Here is a 19,167-nt window from a genome sequence, read left to right on the forward strand (position 1 = left end):
CATGTCGGATTCCGCCCTGCTCGCCCTGTCCCCGCTCGACGGCCGCTACGCTTCCAAAGTGGATGCGCTGCGCCCGATCTTCTCCGAATACGGCCTGATCAAGGCCCGGGTCAAGGTCGAGATCGAATGGCTGCTGGCACTGGCCGCCGAGCCGGGCATCGCCGAGCTGGCGCCGTTCTCGCCCGCCGCCAGCCAGCGCCTGCGCGCACTGGCCGACGACTTCAGCGTGACCCACGCCGCACGGGTCAAGGAAATCGAGCGCACCACCAACCACGACGTCAAGGCGGTGGAGTACTTCATCAAGGAACAGCTCAAGGACGATGCGGAGCTGGGCCCGGCGCTGGAGTTCGTACATTTCGCCTGCACCAGCGAGGACATCAACAACCTCAGCTACGGCCTGATGCTGGCCCAGGCACGCCGCGAGGTGCTGCTGCCGACGCTGGACGGCATCACCGCCACGCTGCGCACCCTCGCCCATGCCCAGGCCGGCCAGCCGATGCTGTCGCGCACGCATGGTCAGACCGCCTCGCCCACCACGCTGGGCAAGGAAATCGCCAACGTGGTCGCGCGCCTGGAGCGCCAGCGCAAGCAGATCGCCGCGATCGAGCTGACCGGCAAGATCAACGGCGCGGTCGGCAACTACAACGCGCACCTGGTGTCGTACCCGGACCTGGACTGGGCCGCGTTCGCGCAGCGCTTCGTCGAGAGCCTGGGCCTGGTGTTCAACCCCTACACCACCCAGATCGAGCCGCACGACAACGTGGCCGAGATCGGCGACGCCAGCCGCCGCGCCAACACCATCCTGATCGACCTGTCGCGCGATATCTGGGGCTACATCTCGCTGGGCTACTTCAAGCAGAAGCTCAAGGAGGGCGAAGTCGGCTCCTCGACCATGCCGCACAAGGTCAACCCGATCGACTTCGAAAATGCCGAAGGCAACTTCGGCATCGCCAATGCGCTGTTCGAGCATTTTTCCGCCAAGCTGCCGATCAGCCGCTGGCAGCGCGACCTCACCGACTCCACCGTGCTGCGTGCGCTCGGCACCGCGTTCGGCCACACCCAGGTCGCGCTGGATTCGCTGGCCAAGGGCCTGGGCAAGCTGACCGTCAATCCCGAACGCCTGGATGCGGACCTGGACGCCGCCTGGGAAGTGCTGGCCGAAGCCGTGCAGACGGTGATGCGTCGCCACGGCCTGCCCAATCCTTACGAGCAATTGAAGGCACTGACCCGCGGCCAGGGCATCACCGCCGCCTCGATGCAGGCCTTCGTGGAAAGCCTGCAACTGCCGGAAGACGACAAACAGCGCCTGCGTGCGCTCACCCCGGGCGCTTACACCGGCCTGGCCGAGCAGCTGGCCCGCGCGATCTGATGCCTGGCCGGCGCGCGGCCACCGGCGCAGGCTGCTGCCGGTGGTCGGCCCCGGCATGCCGCGCCACGGCCGCCACCGCATCTCCGCTGGCGGCGCCGTCGATGCGGCCAGCGGCGGCGCCGGGCGCAGCATGCCGGCTCGACGACGCGCAACGCACTGCCTGCTATGGTGCCGGTCTCATCCACCGAGCGACCGACCGATGCGTGCATTCCGGATCAACGTGGTTCTGCTTCCCCTGCTGATCAGCGCCACCGTGAGCAGCTGCGGCGCCGACGGCCCCGCAGCGCAGGCAGTATCGGCGATGTCGTCCACCCTCACCGACCCTGCCAGTGGCGCGGACTGCAGCGGCAAGGATGTCCGGCTGACCCGCAACGACAGCGAATGGATCCTGCACGGCGAGTGCGGCGCGGTGACCATCACCGCCTCGCGCGGCGCGATGAACCTGGACGCTGCGCGCAGCATCCGGGTGGAAGGCAGCAACTTCACCGTGCTCAACGAGCGACTTGGCCAACTCAGCGTGACCGGCCACGACAACACCCTCAACCTGACCAATGTCGACAGCGTGGACATCCAGGGCAACAAGAACCTGGTGCTGGCGCGGGAGGTGAAACAGGTACGTTTTTCCGGCAACGACAACACCGTCAATCCGTCCAGCAAGCCGACGCTGCACGACAGCGGCAGCGGCAACAAGCTGATGTAGGACAGTGGCCGCGACATCGCCCCGGCCACGCGGGGCACATCCGCGTGCATCGCCGGGGCGCATGGACTTGTGCAGGGCAGTGCCCGTCCCACCGACAGCCCGTCCTGCAGTCGCGCGGGCACGGCGCCGATCACCAGTTCCCTGAAGCCCTGCCTGTCGGCGCGCCGCCGCGCAGGTGCAGTTCCGACGCAGGCATCGGACAATAGCGCCGTTACGCGCTGGCTCGGCCCGCGCCGTCGGCACTTCATCGATCTCCTGCAAGGAACTCCCATGGCTGCACGCAAGGCAAACCCTCCCGTCATCGAAGTCCAGGCCCGTCCGGGGCAGCCACTGGGCATGCCGGTCGAGCGCTTCCTGCGCACCTACTGGCACAAGCATCCGCTGCTGATCCGCAACGCCTTTGCGGACTTCGCCTCGCCGCTGCAGCCCGAAGACCTGGCCGGCCTGGCCTGCGAAGATGGCGTGCTGGCACGCCTGATCAGCCATGACCGCGCCACCGACGGCTGGGACGTACGCACCGGCCCGTTCCAGGAAACCGACTTCCCCGGCCTGCCCGACCATGACTGGACCCTGCTGGTGCAGGATGTGGACAAGTGGGACGCCGACGTGCGCGCGCTGCTGGAGCACTTCCGCTTTCTGCCGCGCTGGCGCATCGACGACATCATGATCAGCTTCGCCGCCACCGGCGGCTCGGTCGGCGCGCATGTCGACCATTACGACGTGTTCCTGCTGCAGGGCCAGGGGCATCGCCGCTGGCAGATCGACGCGCGCGCCTCGCAGGGCCGCAAGCCCACCCCGCAGGTCTTCCGCGACGATGTCGAGCTCAAGCTGCTGCGCGACTTCAAGCCCACCCACGACTGGGTGCTGGGCCCGGGCGACATGCTGTACCTGCCGCCGCTGCTGCCGCACCACGGCGTGGCCGAAGACGCCTGCCTGACCTTCTCCATCGGCACCCGCGCGCCGTCGTCGGCCGAGCTGATCGGCGACTATCTGGACACCTTGATCGCCGATGCCGACGAGGCCGTGCGCTATCACGACGAAGACCTCAAGGTGCCGGCCGACCCGTACGAGATCGACGTCACCGCGATGAACCGCGTGGTCGCCGCGCTCAACGCGCTGCGCATGAACGATCCCGATCGCCTGGGCGACTGGTTCGGCCGCTTCATGACCACCTACCGCGCCTCCGGCGACGTGGTGCCGGCCCCCGAACCGATCCCGCGCGAGGCGGTCGAGCAGGCCCTGGAAGAAGGCGTGCTGCTGCACCGTCACCCCTGGTCGCGGCTGGCCTGGCGGCGCGCCAAGCGTGGCGCCACCCTGTTCTGCAGCGGGCTGGAGTTCGCGCTGTCGGCCAAGGATGCCGCACGCCTGGCCGCGGCCGAAGAGATCGACGGCGCGCTGTATGCGCAGTTGTCCAACCGTGGCCGCGAGGTGGTGCTGGAGCTGCTGGCGCAGGGCCATTACCAGCGCGCCCATGAGGACGCGGAAGACGACATCGAGGACATCGACGACGACCAGGCCCACGGCCTGGGCCTGTCTGCCGACCAGGACGACGCCGAGGCCGACGCGCCGGATGTAGACGACGAGATCGACGCCGAGGCCGACGTCGAGCAGGTCGCCGATGCCGCGGACGGTCCGGCCCAGGCGGAGGAGGCCGAACAAGGCGAGGATGCGGACCAGGACGACGACAGCGAGCTGGCCGAAGACGACGCGGCACCCGACGCTGGCGACGACGACGGGTCCGACCAGCGCGCATGAGTTCCCGGGCCGGGCCGCAGATCGTCTCGCTGGACCCGGCGTCCGATGCCGCGGCCCTGCGTGCGCTGCGCCTGGCCTGCGGCATCGGCAGCAGCGATGACGGTAGCGCTGCCGACTGGGACGCCCTGGACCCGCTCAGCCTGCACCTGGCCCTGCGCAGCGAGGACGGCCAGTTGACCGGCTCGGTGCGGCTGACCGTGGATCGGCGCATCGACCGGCTCGGCGTGCTGCCGGGCTGGCGCCGCCGCGGCCTGGCCGACCAGTTGCTCGCGGCCGCCGTTGCCATCGCGCAACAACGCGGCTGGCCCGGCGTACGGGCGCGCGTCAACGCGGACGCCGCGGCGGTGTTCGCACGCCTGGGCTTCCTGCCGGACAGCTCTTCCGACCTGCCCCCCGATCGCGCCGCAACCGCGGGCGATCGGCCTGACAGGCCGCTGCACCGCCGTCTCGACGGCCCGATGGCGGTGGAGACCCTCGGCGCAGCGCAGGCCGCCACCACCGGCCTGCTGTGCGCCGCACGCCGCCAGGTGCTGATCTATACGCGGGCGCTGGATCCGCCGCTGTTCGACAACGCCGCGGTACTGGATGCGCTGCGCCGCTTCGCCACCGCCCGCCACGACAAGCGCGTGCAGGTGCTGGTACAGGACACCGCCAGCGCCGGCGCCAACAGCAGCGCGCTGCTGCGGCTGGCCCAGCGCCTGCCCAGCGTGTTCCGCTTCCGCGCGGTCAGCGACCCGGTCGACAGCAGCTATGCATCGGCCTATGTGGTGGGCGATGACGCCTACTACTTTCGTCCAACAGGCCACCGCTTCGACGACGGCGAAACCTGGCTGGCCGGGGCGGCACGCAGCCGCCAGCTGGAGCGCGAATTTGCGCAGATATGGGAGCGCAGCACGCTTTGGAACGAACCGCGCGCCCTCGGCATCTGAGCCCGCAACGCCCTTCGCAGGTGGGCGACAAGCAGTCGCACCTACCCGCCCGGTCAGCTCGCAGACGCCCCCTGCCTGGCGCAAGGGGGTATAATTTTTCGAGATTTGAGACCGACCGATAGGGCATCTCGCCCTGCCGCTTCCGCACAATCATCCCCACAGCAGACCCGACTTACCATCGTGGATAATCTCCTAAAGCAGTTCGCGCAGTCATCGCAGCTCGCCGGCGGCAACGCCGCCTACATCGAGGATCTGTACGAGCAGTACCTCGTCGCCCCGGACAGTGTCGACCCGAAGTGGAAGAGCTATTTCGATGGCTTCAAGGGTCGCGATGCCGGTGATGTGCCGCACTCGGCGGCCATTGCCCACATCCTCGCCGCCTCCAAACAGGCCGCCAATGCCGGGACCGGCGCAGGCGCCAGTGACGAGCGCGAGCGCAACGTCGGCCGCCTGATCACCGCCTACCGTGCGCGCGGCCACCTGGGTGCGCAGCTCGACCCGCTCGGCCTGACCCCGCCGGTCAACCCGCCCGACCTGGACCTGCCGTTCCACAGCCTGTCGCAGGCGGATATGGACAGCGAGTTCAGCACCGGCGGCGTCGGCGGCCAGCCGCGCATGAAGCTGAAGGATCTGCTGGCCCGCCTGAAGGCGACCTACGCCAGCACCATCGGCGCGGAGTTCATGCACATCCAGGAATTCGACCAGCGCCAGTGGATCTACAAGCGCCTGGAAGATGCCGGCGGCAAGATCGCCGGGGACGCGGCCAGCCGCAAGCGCACGCTGGAGCGGCTCACCGCCGCCGAAGGCCTGGAGCGCTACCTGCACACCAAGTACGTCGGCCAGAAGCGCTTCTCGCTGGAAGGCGGCGACGCGCTGATCCCGATGATGGACGAGATCATTCGCCAGTCCGGCAACGATCAGGTCAAGGACATCGTGATCGGCATGGCCCATCGCGGCCGCCTCAACGTGCTGGTCAATACGCTGGGCAAGAACCCGCGCAAGCTGTTCGACGAGTTCGAAGGCAAGTTCGAGCACGCCCACGACGACCGCGCGCACACCGGCGACGTCAAGTACCACATGGGCTTCTCGGCCGATATCGCGGTCGGTGGCGACAAGCAGGTGCATCTGGCACTGGCCTTCAATCCCTCGCACCTGGAAATCGTCGACCCGGTCGTGGTCGGCAGCGTGCGGTCGCGCCAGGAACGCTTCGGCGACGCCGAGCGCAAGACCGTGCTGCCGATCCTGATCCACGGCGATGCCGCATTCGCCGGACAGGGCGTGGTGATGGAGCTGTTCCAGATGTCGCAGGCGCGCGGTTTCGCCGTCGGCGGCACCGTGCACATCGTGGTCAACAACCAGATCGGCTTCACCACCAGCGCCCGCGACGACGCCCGCTCCACGCTGTACTGCACGGACGTTGCCAAGATGATCGGCGCGCCGGTCTTCCACGTGAACGGCGACGACCCGGACGCGGTGATGTTCGTGTCCAAGCTGGCCTACGAATTCCGCCAGCAGTTCAAGAAGGACGTGGTCATCGACCTGGTCTGCTACCGCCGTTGGGGCCATAACGAGGCCGACGAACCGGCAGCGACCCAGCCGGTGATGTACCAGACCATCCGCAAGCACAAGACCACCCGCGAGCTGTATGCCGCCAGGCTGGAAAGCGACGGCGTGCTCAGCGCCGACGAGGCCAAGGCACTGGTCGACGGTTACCGCAACAAGCTCGATTCGGGCGAATACACCACCGAACTGGCGACGCGCAAGCCGGACGAATTCGCCATCGACTGGTCCAAGTATCTGGTCGGCACCGCTGCCGATCCGGTCGACACCCGCGTCAAGCGCGAGCAGCTGGACCGTCTGGCCAAGCTGATCACCACGATCCCGGAAGGCGTGGAGCTGCATGCCCGCGTCGCCAAGATCTACGAAGACCGCGTCAAGATGGCCGCCGGCGAGCAGGCCGGCGACTGGGGCTTTGCCGAGAACCTGGCCTACGCCACCTTGCTGGCCGAAGGCCACAAGCTGCGCCTGGTCGGCCAGGACGCCGGTCGCGGCACGTTCTTCCACCGTCACGCGATCCTGCATGACCAGAAGACCGACAGCTACTACCTGCCGCTGCGCCAGCTGGTGCAGAACCCCGAGGACGCCACCATCATCGACTCGCTGCTCAGCGAAGAAGCGGTGATGGGCTTCGAGTACGGCTACTCCACCACCGACCCGAATGCGCTGTGCATCTGGGAAGCGCAGTTCGGCGACTTCGCCAATGGCGCGCAGGTGGTGATCGACCAGTTCATCGCCGCCGGCGAAGCCAAGTGGGGCCGCATCGCGGGCCTGTCGCTGTTCCTGCCGCACGGCTACGAAGGCCAGGGCCCGGAGCACAGCTCCGCGCGTCTGGAGCGCTTCCTGCAGCTGTGCGCGCTGGAGAACATGCTGGTCTGCGTGCCGACCACACCGGCGCAGTGCTTCCACATGATCCGCCGGCAGATGCGCATGACCACCCGCAAGCCGCTGGTGGTGATGACGCCCAAGTCGCTGCTGCGCCACAAGCTGGCGGTGTCGAGCCTGGAAGAACTGGCCGAGGGCGAGTTCCAGCACCTGATTCCCGACGCCAAGGCCGATGCCGGCAAGGTCAAGCGCGTGGTGCTGTGCTCGGGCAAGGTCTATTACGACCTGCTCGAAGACCAGACCAAGCTTGGCCAGGACGATGTCGCCATCCTGCGCGTGGAGCAGCTGTATCCGTTCCCGCGTGCGCAGCTGGCCGCCGAGCTCAAGGCCTATGCCAACGCCACCGACGTGGTGTGGTGCCAGGAAGAACCGCAGAACCAGGGTGCGTGGTACCAGATCCGCCACCATCTGAACTTCTGCCTGGCCAGCGGCCAGAGCCTGCACTACGCAGGCCGTGCCCGTTCGCCCTCGCCTGCCGCCGGCCACATGGCCGACCACATCGCCGAACAGCAGAAGCTGGTCGCCGATGCGCTCCTCAATCCGTTCAACGACCAAGTCGCTGAATAACTCCTCTTTCCCAAAGAACGCAAACCTTAGGACGCTCCCCGAATGGCCACCGAAGTCAAAGTTCCGGTACTGCCCGAATCCGTTTCCGACGCCACCATCGCCAGCTGGCACAAGAAGGCCGGTGAAGCGGTCAAGCGCGACGAGAATCTGGTCGACCTGGAAACCGACAAGGTCGTGTTGGAAGTTCCTTCGCCGGTCGACGGCGTGCTGAAGGAAATCAAGTTCGAAGAAGGCAGCACCGTCACCAGCAACCAGATCCTGGCGATCATCGAGGAAGGCGCCGTGGCTGCGGCCGCACCGGCCGAAGAGAAGAAGGCCGATGCACCAGCACCTGCCGCTGCTGCCCCAGCCGCAGCGCCGGCCCCGGCGGCTGCCGCTGCGCCGGCCGCTGCCTCCAAGTCGGCTGCCGATGCGCTGCCCCCGGGTGCGCGTTTTGCCGCGATCACCCAGGGCGTGGACCCGGCCCAGGTCGAGGGCACCGGCCGTCGTGGCGCGGTGACCAAGGAAGACATCGTCAACTTCGCCAAGGCCGGCGGCGTGGGCAAGGCCTCCGGCGCCCGTCCGGAAGAGCGCGTGCCGATGACCCGCGTGCGCAAGACCATCGCCAAGCGCCTGATGGAGTCCAAGAACTCCACCGCGATGCTGACCACCTTCAACGAGGTCAACCTGGCCAAGGTGTCGGCCGCGCGCAAGGAGCTGCAGGACGAGTTCCAGAAGGCGCACGGCATCAAGCTCGGTTTCATGAGCTTCTTCGTCAAGGCCGCCGCCAACGCGCTGCAGCGCTTCCCGCTGGTCAACGCCTCGATCGACGGCGACGACATCATCTATCACGGCTACAGCGACATCTCGATCGCCGTGTCCACCGACAAGGGCCTGGTCACGCCGGTGCTGCGTAACGTCGAGCGCCAGTCGTTCGCCGATGTCGAACAGGGCATCGCCGACTACGCCGCCAAGGCGCGCGCCGGCAAGCTGGGCCTGGACGACCTGCAGGGCGGCACCTTCACCATCACCAACGGCGGCACCTTCGGCTCGCTGCTGTCGACCCCGATCATCAACCCGCCGCAGAGCGCCATCCTGGGCATGCACGCGATCAAGGAACGTCCGATCGCCGAGAACGGACAGGTCGTGATCGCGCCGATGATGTACCTGGCGCTGTCCTACGACCACCGCATCATCGACGGCAAGGATTCGGTGCAGTTCCTGGTCGACATCAAGAACCAGCTGGAAAACCCGGGCCGGATGTTGTTCGGTCTGTGATGAAAGCCGGGATTGGGGAGTCGGGATTGGGGATTAGCGAGAGCTGCCCCTTCCTGAGCACCCCCGCCTTTGCGAATCCCCAATCCCCAATCCCCAATCTCGTGAGCGAAGAATGAGCGAACAAGAACAATTCGACGTCGTCGTCATCGGTGCCGGTCCGGCCGGTTATCACGCTGCGATTCGCGCGGCCCAGCTGGGCATGAAGGTCGCCTGCATCGACGCGGCCATCGGCAAGGATGGCAAGCCTGCCCTGGGCGGCACCTGCCTGCGCGTGGGCTGCATTCCGTCCAAGGCGCTGCTGGATTCCTCGCGCCAGTTCTGGAACATGGGCCACCTGTTCGGCGACCACGGCATCAGCTTCAACGACGCCAAGATGGACGTGCCCACCATGATCGGCCGCAAGGACAAGATCGTGAAGCAGTTCACCGGCGGCATCGCGATGCTGTTCAAGGCCAACAAGATCACCCCGTATTACGGCTTCGGCCAGCTGCTGCCGGGCAACGTCGTCAAGGTCGCCCAACACGAAGGCGGCGAGATCGAGCTCAAGGGCACCAACGTGATCCTGGCGCCGGGCTCGGAATCGATCGAGCTGCCGTTCGCCAAGTTCGAAGGCGACACCATCGTCGACAACGTCGGCGGCCTGGATTTCACCGCCGTTCCCAAGCGTCTGGCAGTGATCGGCGCCGGCGTGATCGGCCTGGAGCTGGGCAGCGTGTGGAAGCGCCTGGGCGCCGAGGTCACCATCCTCGAGGCGCTGCCGGACTTCCTGGCGCTGGCCGATGCCGAAGTGGCCAAGACCGCGCTGAAGGAGTTCAAGAAGCAGGGCCTGGACATCAAGCTCGGTGCCAAGGTCAGCAAGACCGAGATCACCGGCAGCGGCGATGCCACGCAGGTGGTGGTCAGCTACACCGACGCTGCCGGCGAGCAGACCCTGACCGTGGACAAGCTGCTGGTGGCCGTGGGCCGCAAGGCCGCGACCAAGAACCTGCTGGCCGACGGCACCGGCGTCAAGCTCAACGAGCGTGGCCAGATCGAAGTGGACGGGCATTGCCACACCGGCGTCGATGGCGTGTGGGCGATCGGCGACTGCGTGCGCGGCCCGATGCTGGCGCACAAGGGCTTCGAGGAAGGCATCGCGGTGGCCGAGCTGATCGCTGGCCTGCCCGGCCACGTCAACTTCGACACCATCCCGTGGGTCATCTACACCGAGCCGGAGATTGCCTGGGTCGGCAAGACCGAGCAGCAGCTCAAGGCCGAAGGCGTCGCCTACAAGGCCGGCAGCTTCCCGTTCGCGGCGATCGGCCGTGCGGTGGCCATGGGCGAGCCGGCCGGCTTCGTCAAGGTGATCGCCGATGCCGAGACCGACCGCGTACTGGGCATGCACCTGGTCGGCGTGGGCGTGTCCGAGCTGGTGCACGAAGGCGTGCTGACGATGGAGTTCAACGGCTCGGCCGACGATCTGGCGCGCATCTGCCACGCCCACCCGACGCTGTCCGAAGCGATCCACGACGCCGCGATGGCGGTGAGCAAGCGCGCGATTCACAAGGCTAACTGACCGGGATTGGTGGATTCGGGATTGGGGATTCGCAAGTGCGGCTCCCGGTCCCGGCCCTCTCCGGCAATGACATGGCGCCGGGTGAAAACCCGGCGTTCTGTTTTTCAAGCCAGGCAAGAACTCAAACAATTCAGCGCGCCCCCTGCCGATGGCATCACCTGCAATCAGCAGCGCTGCCTCGCTTTTACCAATCCCCAATCCCAACTCCCGAATCCCATGAAAAGCATCTGCGTCTACTGCGGTTCCAATGCCGGCAACAAGCCCGTGTACGTCGAACGTGCCACCGAACTTGGCCAGCGCATCGCGGCCCAGGGGCTTCGGCTGGTCTATGGCGGCGGCAACGTCGGACTCATGGGCACGGTGGCCAATGCGGTGCTGGCCGCCGGTGGTGAAGTCACCGGCGTGATTCCGCAGCAGCTGGCCGATTGGGAAGTGGCACATCGCGGGCTGACCACGCTGGAAATCGTCGGCTCCATGCATGCGCGCAAGATGCGCATGTTCGAGCTGTCCGATGCCTTCGTCGCCCTGCCCGGGGGCTTCGGCACGATGGAAGAGATCTTCGAGATGCTGACCTGGCGGCAGTTGGGCATCGGCAACAAGCCGTGCGCCTTCCTGGATGTGGCCGAGTTCTACGCACCTTTGATCGGCATGATCGACCGCATGGTGGAGGAGCGCTTCCTGCATCCGGACCAGCGCACCGACCTGTGGTACGGCGCCGACATCGAACAGATGCTGGAGTGGATGCAGCATTACTCGCCGGCGCAGGCCTCGAAGTGGATCGACGAGAAGCGCCGCTCCACCCTGGTGTAAGACGGCAGCCTGCGCTAATCGCCCCCGGGGCTGCGCGCGCCCATCGCGCACCCGGCCCGTCGCAACGCGCCGCCGGAGGCACTGCCGATCTGCCAGCCTGCAAGGGCAGTCACGCTGGCGGCAGCGTCCGGCACGACCGGCTCGCATACAATGGCGACGATGCTCGATACCCTCGCCGCTGACGCGCGCCACAGCCTGGACATCAAGCACAGCCGCTTCCTGGCCCACGCTGCGGCACTGGACGCTCCCGCGCAGGCGCTGGAAATCGTGCAGCGCGTGTCCGTTGCCGATGCCACCCACAATTGCTGGGCCTATCGGTTCGGGCAGGACTATCGCTCCAGCGACGACGGCGAGCCCAGCGGCACTGCCGGGCGGCCGATTCTGGCGGCCATCGATGGCCAGGGCTACGACCGCGTGGTGGTGGTGGTCACCCGTTGGTATGGCGGCATCAAGCTTGGTGCCGGCGGGCTGGTGCGTGCCTACGGTGGCGCAGCGGCCGAATGCCTGCGGCTGGCCACGCGACAACCGTTGATCGCGCTGTCGCTGCTCGACCTGCAATGCCGGTTCGACGACCTCGGCCTGGTGCATGCTGCCTTGAGCGCCTTCCACGCCGACAAGCTGGATGAACGTTTCGACGCGCATGGCGCCGCATTGCGCGTGCAACTGCCTGCCGATCAGCTGGCCGGCTTGAAAACGCGCCTGTGCGACGCCACTCGCAACCGTGTCCACCTCTCATCACCGGAAGCCGCATGAACCAGCCAGCCGCCGCCAGGCCCAACCCATTGCGGAAGCTTGGCAGCCTGCGCACCTTGTGGCCGTTCGTGCAGCGCCAGCGTGGCCTGTTCGCCGCCTGGCTGATCGCACTGGCCATTTCCTCGGCTGCGACGTTGAGCCTGCCGGCGGCGGTCAAGCAGATGATCGACCATGGGTTTTCCGGCGGCTCGCAGATCAACCACGCCTTCGCGTTGCTGTTCGCCGTGGCGGTGGTGCTGGCGGTGGCGACGGCCGCGCGCTTCTATTTCGTCGCGCTGCTGGGCGAAAAGGTGGTCGCCGACCTGCGCGGCCGCCTGTATGCACATCTGATCGGGCTGGACGCCGGCTTTCATGATCGCAGCCGCAGTGGCGAGCTGGTGTCGCGGCTGTCGGCCGACAGCGAGCTGCTGCGCGGGGTGATCGGCACCACCATGTCGGTGGCGTTGCGCAGCTCGGTGACGGTGATCGGCAGCATGGTGATGCTGTTCGTCACCAGCCCGCGGCTGGCCGGCTTCACCCTGATCGGCATTCCGCTGGCGGTGCTGCCGATCGTGCTGGGCGCACGCCGCCTGCAGAAGATCTCGCGCGCCAGCCAGGACCGCGTGGCCGATGCCAACACGCTGGCGGCCGAGACGCTGGGCGCGGTGCGCACCGTGCAGGCGCATGCGCGCGAGCGCTACGAGAGCCAGCGTTTCAGCCAGGCCCTGTTTGCCGCGATCGATACCGCACGGCTGCGCATCCGCACCCAGGCCACGGTCACTGCGGTGGCGATCATGCTGATCTTCGGCGCCATCGTCGGTGTGCTGTGGCTGGGCGCGCACGATGTGATCGCCGGACGCATGACGCCCGGCACGTTGGGACAGTTCGTGCTGTACGCACTGATCGGCGGCGGCTCGGTCGGCGCATTGGCCGAGGTCTGGAACGAATTGCAGCGCGCGGCCGGCGGCATGGGCCGGGTCGGCGAATTGCTCGACGAGCAGCCGGCGATCGTCGCGCCGGCCATGCCGCAGCCCTTGCCGCAGCCGCTGCGCGGTGCGATCCATTTCGACCAGGTGGTGTTTCATTATCCGCAGCGCCCGGATGCGCCGGCGCTGGATGGCTTCGACCTGCATGTCCATCCAGGCGAAACCGTGGCGCTGGTCGGGCCCTCCGGTGCCGGCAAGAGCACCGTGCTGGCGATGTTGCTGCGCTTCCATGATCCGGTCAGCGGCAGGCTGCGCATCGACGAGGTGGACCTGCGCCAGACCGACCCGGTGCTGCTGCGCGAACGGATTGCACTGGTGCCGCAGCAACCGACGCTGTTTGCCGCCAGCGCCGCCGACAACATCCGCTACGGGCGCCTGGATGCCAGCGATGCGGAGGTGCAAGCCGCGGCGGCGGCGGCCGAGGCCGATGGCTTCATCCGCGCCCTGCCGCAGGGCTACGCCAGCGAGCTGGGCGAACGCGGCACACGCCTGTCGGGCGGCCAGCAGCAACGGGTGGCGATCGCGCGCGCCCTGCTCAAGGACGCGCCGATCCTGCTGCTGGACGAGGCCACCAGCGCGCTGGATGCGCAGAGCGAACGCGCGGTGCAGCAGGCGCTGGACCGCTTGATGGAAGGCCGCACCACGCTGGTCATCGCCCATCGCCTGGCCACCGTGCTCAAGGCCGACCGCATCGTGGTGATGGATGCCGGCCGCATCGTCGCGCAGGGCACGCACGCGCAATTGATCGCCGAAGGCGGCCTGTACGCCGAGCTGGCGCGGCTGCAGTTCATCGATCAGTGACGCCTGGGTGACACCGTCCCGTGCTGTCATGCCGGTATGTTGGCGGCAGCGGTCCGGGCCGATCCTGCGCCCCCACGCGCCCCACCCCTGACGACATCCCGCATGCCCCGCCCCAGAACCACCATTCGCCAGCTCAGTTATTTCGTCGCGCTCGCCGACACCGGCAGCTTCACCCGTGCCGCCGAGCAGATGGGCGTGTCGCAACCCTCGTTGTCGCAGCAGATCCGTGCGCTGGAGACCATCGTCGGCGCCGCGCTGTTCGAGCGTGGCGTGCCGGCCATCCTGACCCCGCTCGGGCGCGACCTGCTCGATCGTGCGCGCAGCATCCTGCTGGACGTGGCCGATCTGGAAGACGTTCGCGCCACCTCGGCCGACACCTTGATCGGCACCATCCGGCTGGGCGTGTCGCCCACGCTGGGCGCCTACCTGATGCCGAGCCTGGTCGCGCGCCTGCATCGCGAACACCCGGCACTGCGCGTGCACGTGCGCGAAGGCCTGCCGACCGTACTCGCCAGCGGCCTGGCCAGCGGCGTGCACGACCTGATCCTGGCGCAACTGCCGGTAGCCGGGCGCGGCCTGCACAGCGAGCGGCTGTTCCGCGAACCGCTGCACGTGACCATGGCCGCCGATCATCCCCTGCGTGCCAAGGCCTGCATCACGCCGGCCGATCTGCGCGGCGCCAACCTGCTCACCCTGATGCCCGAATACCGCCTGGCCGAACAGGTCGCGGCGATCGCCATGGACGTCGGCGCCAACGTCTTGCGCAATTACGAAGGCACCAGCCTGGATGCGATCCGCCAGATGGCCGGGATGGGCATGGGTCTTGCTTTATTGCCAGACCTGTATGTGCGCCAGGAAATCCGCGAAGGCGACGATGTCGTCGTCCGGCCGATCAAAGGCGGACGCTACTATAGGGAGATCGGGCTGCTGTGGCGGCAAGGTGCGGGGCGCGCGCCGGCCTTCGGCCTGATCGCCGATCTTTTGCGGGCAGTGGCCGCATAGGAAAATCCTATGCGTCGAATAAGCGCCGCGGCCTTGTTCGCCAACTGCAACTCGTCAATGCTTCATTGAACTCATCAACGGAAATCGAATGGCGGGCAAGCAGATCGGATGGCGGGAAGCGGTAGCCTGGCTGGCGGAAATCGTCGGGCCGGACATGCCCTATGTACGCCTTGCCATGGTGTACGGGATCGCGATCAGCCTGCTGTTGCTGGCCACGCCGATTTCGGTGCAGTTGCTGATCAACAGCGTCGCCAACACCGCGCTGCCCACCCCGCTGTGGACCTTGTCCAGCCTGTTGCTGGGCCTGCTGCTGCTGGTGGCCGCGCTCAGCGCGATGCGGGTGTGGATGATGGCGCTGTTCGAGCGCCGCCTGTTTGCGCGGGTGGTGGCGGAAATCACGGTGCGCGCGGTGCATGCGCAGAACCCGTTCTTCGCCGATCAGAACCGTGGCGACGTGTTCAACCGCTACTTCGATCTGGTGGTGGTGCAAAAAGCGGTGCCCAGCCTGGCGGTCGGTGCCTTCACCATCGTGCTGCAGTCGGCGGTGGGGCTGATCGTCACCAGCTTCTATCACCCGTTCTTCCTCGGCTTCAACGCGCTGCTGCTGCTGACCATCTTCGCGATCTGGATGATCTGGTCGCGCGGCTCGATCCGCTCGGCGGTGGAACTGAGCCACGCCAAGCACAACGCGGCGCACTGGCTGGAAAGCGTCGGCGGCTCCAACGGCTTCTACAAGTCCAGTCGCCATCTCAACTTCGCGATGGAGCGCTCCGAGGCGGTGACCGCCGCCTACGTCGCCCGCCATCGGCGCCATTTCCGCTACACCTTCACCCAGACGGTGGCGTTCCTGCTCACCTACGCGGTCGCCAGCGCGGCGCTGCTGGCACTGGGCGGCAGCCTGATCCTGCGCGGCGAACTGTCGATCGGCCAGCTGGTGGCGGCCGAGCTGATCCTCAGCGCGGTGTTCTACGGCATCGCGCAGTTGGGCACCTACCTGGACGTGTTCTACGACCTGGTGGCCAGTGCCGAGGAACTGTCGGTGCTGTATGCCATTCCGCAGGAGCGCCCGGTGGCTGCCGCGGGCAAGATCCCGGGCAACAGCGCGGTGCGCCTGGACGGGGTGGTGATCGAGGGGGCGCGCTTCGATTTCGCGCTGGAGGCCGGCGAACAGCTGGTGACGCTGGCCGACGGCGGCGCCGAACGGCTGCTGGCGATGGTGCTCAAGCGCCACGTCGTCCCCGAGCGCGGGCTGGTGATGGTGGGCGGTGCCGACATGGCCACCTTCGACATGTACCTGCTGCGCTCTGAAGTGACCGTGCTCGATCGGCCAACCATCGTCGAGGTCACCATCCGCGAATACCTGTCGATGGCCTCGGCCGAGGTGACCTCCGAGACGATGCTCGAAGCGATCGATACGGTGGGGCTGCGCGCACGCATCGCCGCGCTGCCGCAAGGCCTGGACACCCGGCTTGCCGCCTCCGGCTACCCGCTGTGGATCGGCGAGGTGATGGCGCTGAAACTGGCCAACGCCCTGCTCGTGCGTCCGCGCGTGCTGATGCTGTCGCAGCTGTACGACCTGCTGCCGGCCGAGCGCCTGACCCGGGTGCTGCGGCAGCTGAAGGAGGCCGGCACCACGGTGCTGCTGTGCACCGGCCGGCCGGAGGACATCACCCTGGATGGCTGGTTCCACCTGGAACCGGGGCGCCAGCAGCGCTACGCCACGCGCGCCGACCTGATCGCATCCAAGCAGGAGGCCGACGATGCAGCACGCCTCTGACCGGATCGCGCACTTCCCCACCCTGGCATCCATGCGCCCGCCCAGCATCGCCAAGGTATTGGCGTGGATGCTGCTGATCGGCGTGGCCATCGCCGGTTCCATCCTGGCGTTCGCGCCCTGGGTGCAGACCGCCAGCGGCAAGGGCCAGGTGGTCTCGCTGGACCCGGGCGACCGCCAGCAGCAGGTCACCGCCTTCGTGCCGGGCCGGGTGGAGCGTTGGTACGTACACGATGGTCAGCACGTCGCCAAGGGCGACCCGATCGCCCGCGTCGGCGACCTGGACCCGGACCTGCTGGCCCGTCTTGCCAGCGAGCGGGCGCAGGTGGCGGCGGAAATCAGCGCCATCCAGCAATCGCGCGCGGTCGCCAGTATCGATGTGGAGCGCAGCCGCCAGCTGCTCGCCGAGGGGCTGGCCGGCCGCCGCGACTACGAGCTGACCCAGATCAAGGTGGCCGAAGCCGATGCCAAGCTGGCCGAGTCGCGCGCCAAGCTGACCCGCATCGACATCCAGTTGAACCGCCAGTCGGCACAGCTGGTGCGCGCACCGCGCGATGGCCGCGTGCAGCAGCTCAACGCCGCCAGCGGCAGCGCGATGGTCTCGCCCGGCACGGTGCTGGCAGTGATCGCGCCGGAGCGGGTGGAGCGTGCGGTCGAGCTGTACATCGACGGCCGCGACGTACCGCTGATCCGCCCCGGTCGCCCGGTGCGGCTGGAGTTCGAAGGCTGGCCGGCGATCCAGTTCAGCGGCTGGCCGTCGGTGGCACACGGCATGTTCGATGGGCGCGTCCGCGCCATCGACCCCAATGCCGCGCCGGATGGATTGTTCCGCATCCTGGTCGAACCGCAGCCGGGCAAGCCGGCCTGGCCGGCGCAGGAATTCGCCCGCCAGGGCGGCAAGGTGCGCGGCTGGGTACAGGGCGAAACGGTGAAGGTGGGCTACGAACTGTGGCGCCAGCTCAACAACTTCCCGCTGGAATTCGGCCGCCGCCCGGCAGCGACGACCCAGGATGAGGGCAAGGCCAAGCCGGCGTCGACCGGCAAGTCCGAAGACGACGAGACCGGCAAGAAATGATCCGCCGTCTTGTCGTCCTGCTGATCGCGCTCGCACCGGGCGTGGCTGCCGCCCAGACCACCGCGCTGACACTGGATGAGGTGCTGCGCTCCTCTGCGCGCGCCTCCCCGCAGATCGTCGAATCGCTGGCCAAGGTCCGCCAGGCCGAGGGCAAGGGCATCTCGGCCGATGGTGCATTCGACACCGTGTTCGACATCGAGGGCCGCTCGCGCGAGGCCGGCTACTACGACGGCAGCACCATCGAAACCGGCGTCAAGCGCCCCTTCGAGGAAAACGGCGGCTATTACTACGGTGGCTACCGTTCCTCGCGCGGTTCGTTCCCGGTCTACGAAGACAAGTCCTATACCGACCGCGGCGGCGAAGTGAAGGTCGGCGCGCTGTATGCGCTGCTGCGCGACCGGGTGGTCGACGAGCGCCGCACGCGCCGCAGCGTTGCCGGTGCCGATATCGATGTCGCGCAATACGAAGCGGAAATGGTCGCCATCGGTGTGCAACGCCGCGCGGTGGACGCCTACCAGAGCTGGGTCGCGGCCGGCCTGAAGCTGCGCGCGTACAACGACCTGCTGCAGCTGGCCGAGCAGCGCCGCAATGCGATCTCCCGGCAGGTGACGCTGGGCGCGCGGCCCACCATCCTGCTGACCGAAAACGACCAGAACCTGGTCCGCCGACGCGCGCTGGTGGTGCGCTCGGAGCAGGACTTCGCCAATGCTGCCAATGCCTTGTCGCTGTACCTGCGCGATGAAGCGGGAATGCCGTTGATCGTGTCCACCGAACGCCTGCCGGCCGACACGTCGGCACTGGAAGGGCTTGCCGGCGCCAGCAAGATCACCGCACCGGTGGAGCGCCCCGATTACCGCGCGGTGCTGACCCGCATCGATCAGGCCACCGCCCGGCTGATGCTGGCGCAGAACGATCTCAAGCCGCGCCTGGATGTGAGCCTGGAGGTCAGCAAGGACTTCGGGGCGCCCGGTGTCGGCGGCCCGAACCGCTCGCCGACCGATGCGATCATCGGCTTCCGTTTCAGCGTGCCGCTGGAAAACCGCGCCGCCAAGGGCCGGGTCGCCGAAGCACGCGCCGAGATCGAGGCGCTGGATCAGCGCAGCCGCTACCTGCGCGACCAGATCACGGTGGAGGTCGAATCGATCGTCATCTCGCTCAACGCCGCCGAACGGCTGGCCAGGATCGCCGACGAGGAACGCAGCCTGGCCGACCGCCTGGCGGCCGCCGAGCGGCGCCGCTTCGAACTGGGATCGGGCGATTTCTTCCTGGTCAATCAGCGCGAGGAAACCGCCAACGATGCCCGCGTACGCCTGATCGATGCGCAGGCGCGCATCGCCTCGGCGCGTGCGGAGCTGGCGGCGGCAACGGCCGATCGGGATGCGCTGCAGCTGAGCCGGTGAACGGGCTGCCGGT

Annotated in this window: 14 protein-coding genes; all 14 read left to right on the forward strand. The window is 67.7% G+C overall.

Going from position 1 to position 19,167, the window contains the following annotated elements; translation table 11 throughout:
- Position 1 precedes the first annotated feature (1 nt).
- The 14 genes from purB (at position 2) to C0541_RS13565 (ending at position 19,154) form a co-directional block, all read left to right on the forward strand.
- Positions 2-1,369: an adenylosuccinate lyase gene (gene purB, locus C0541_RS13500; RefSeq protein ID WP_115049075.1), complete on the forward strand. Its 1,368-nt coding sequence runs from the start codon at positions 2-4 to the stop codon at positions 1,367-1,369.
- Positions 1,370-1,568: 199 nt separating this feature from the next.
- Positions 1,569-2,069 carry a DUF3060 domain-containing protein gene (locus tag C0541_RS13505; protein ID WP_115049077.1) on the forward strand — a complete coding sequence of 167 codons (501 nt, stop codon included), beginning with the start codon at positions 1,569-1,571 and terminating at the stop codon, positions 2,067-2,069.
- 270 nt (positions 2,070-2,339) lie between these two features.
- Positions 2,340-3,824 carry a cupin domain-containing protein gene (locus tag C0541_RS13510; protein ID WP_115049079.1) on the forward strand — a complete coding sequence of 495 codons (1,485 nt, stop codon included), beginning with the start codon at positions 2,340-2,342 and terminating at the stop codon, positions 3,822-3,824.
- The gene (locus C0541_RS13515) at positions 3,821-4,753 is read left to right on the forward strand and encodes a GNAT family N-acetyltransferase (RefSeq protein ID WP_115049080.1); all 933 of its coding nucleotides are present in this window, start codon (positions 3,821-3,823) and stop codon (positions 4,751-4,753) included. Before C0541_RS13510 ends, C0541_RS13515 begins: the two co-directional genes overlap by 4 nt.
- Positions 4,754-4,933: 180 nt before the next feature.
- Positions 4,934-7,762, forward strand: a complete 2,829-nt coding sequence (locus C0541_RS13520; protein WP_115049083.1) for a 2-oxoglutarate dehydrogenase E1 component — start codon at positions 4,934-4,936, stop codon at positions 7,760-7,762.
- A gap of 42 nt (positions 7,763-7,804) precedes the next feature.
- Entirely contained in the window at positions 7,805-9,019 is a 1,215-nt protein-coding gene (gene sucB, locus C0541_RS13525; protein WP_115049084.1) for a dihydrolipoyllysine-residue succinyltransferase, read from the forward strand.
- A 112-nt stretch (positions 9,020-9,131) separates the two neighbouring features.
- The gene (lpdA, locus tag C0541_RS13530; protein ID WP_115049086.1) at positions 9,132-10,574 is read left to right on the forward strand and encodes a dihydrolipoyl dehydrogenase; all 1,443 of its coding nucleotides are present in this window, start codon (positions 9,132-9,134) and stop codon (positions 10,572-10,574) included.
- A gap of 216 nt (positions 10,575-10,790) precedes the next feature.
- Positions 10,791-11,384, forward strand: a complete 594-nt coding sequence (locus C0541_RS13535) for a TIGR00730 family Rossman fold protein (protein WP_115049088.1) — start codon at positions 10,791-10,793, stop codon at positions 11,382-11,384.
- Between the two features lie 150 nt (positions 11,385-11,534).
- Entirely contained in the window at positions 11,535-12,137 is a 603-nt protein-coding gene (locus C0541_RS13540) for an IMPACT family protein (RefSeq protein WP_161960060.1), read from the forward strand.
- Positions 12,134-13,903 (forward strand): ABC transporter transmembrane domain-containing protein, encoded by a 1,770-nt coding sequence (locus C0541_RS13545; RefSeq protein ID WP_115049090.1) that lies wholly within the window; start codon positions 12,134-12,136, stop codon positions 13,901-13,903. Before C0541_RS13540 ends, C0541_RS13545 begins: the two co-directional genes overlap by 4 nt.
- A 102-nt stretch (positions 13,904-14,005) precedes the next feature.
- Entirely contained in the window at positions 14,006-14,905 is a 900-nt protein-coding gene (locus tag C0541_RS13550) for a hydrogen peroxide-inducible genes activator (protein WP_115049092.1), read from the forward strand.
- A gap of 88 nt (positions 14,906-14,993) precedes the next feature.
- Positions 14,994-16,682, forward strand: coding sequence for an ABC transporter ATP-binding protein (locus C0541_RS13555; protein ID WP_115049094.1), 1,689 nt, complete (start codon positions 14,994-14,996; stop codon positions 16,680-16,682).
- Complete coding sequence (locus C0541_RS13560; RefSeq protein ID WP_115049097.1) at positions 16,666-17,754, forward strand: efflux RND transporter periplasmic adaptor subunit; 1,089 nt, start codon at positions 16,666-16,668, stop codon at positions 17,752-17,754. The genes C0541_RS13555 and C0541_RS13560 overlap by 17 nt, the downstream gene beginning before the upstream one ends.
- Positions 17,751-19,154 (forward strand): TolC family protein, encoded by a 1,404-nt coding sequence (locus tag C0541_RS13565; protein ID WP_115049098.1) that lies wholly within the window; start codon positions 17,751-17,753, stop codon positions 19,152-19,154. The genes C0541_RS13560 and C0541_RS13565 overlap by 4 nt, the downstream gene beginning before the upstream one ends.
- Positions 19,155-19,167 lie beyond the last annotated feature (13 nt).

The organism is Xanthomonas arboricola (assembly GCF_003353015.1).
In the GTDB taxonomy this organism is placed as follows: Bacteria; Pseudomonadota; Gammaproteobacteria; order Xanthomonadales; family Xanthomonadaceae; genus Xanthomonas; species Xanthomonas arboricola_E.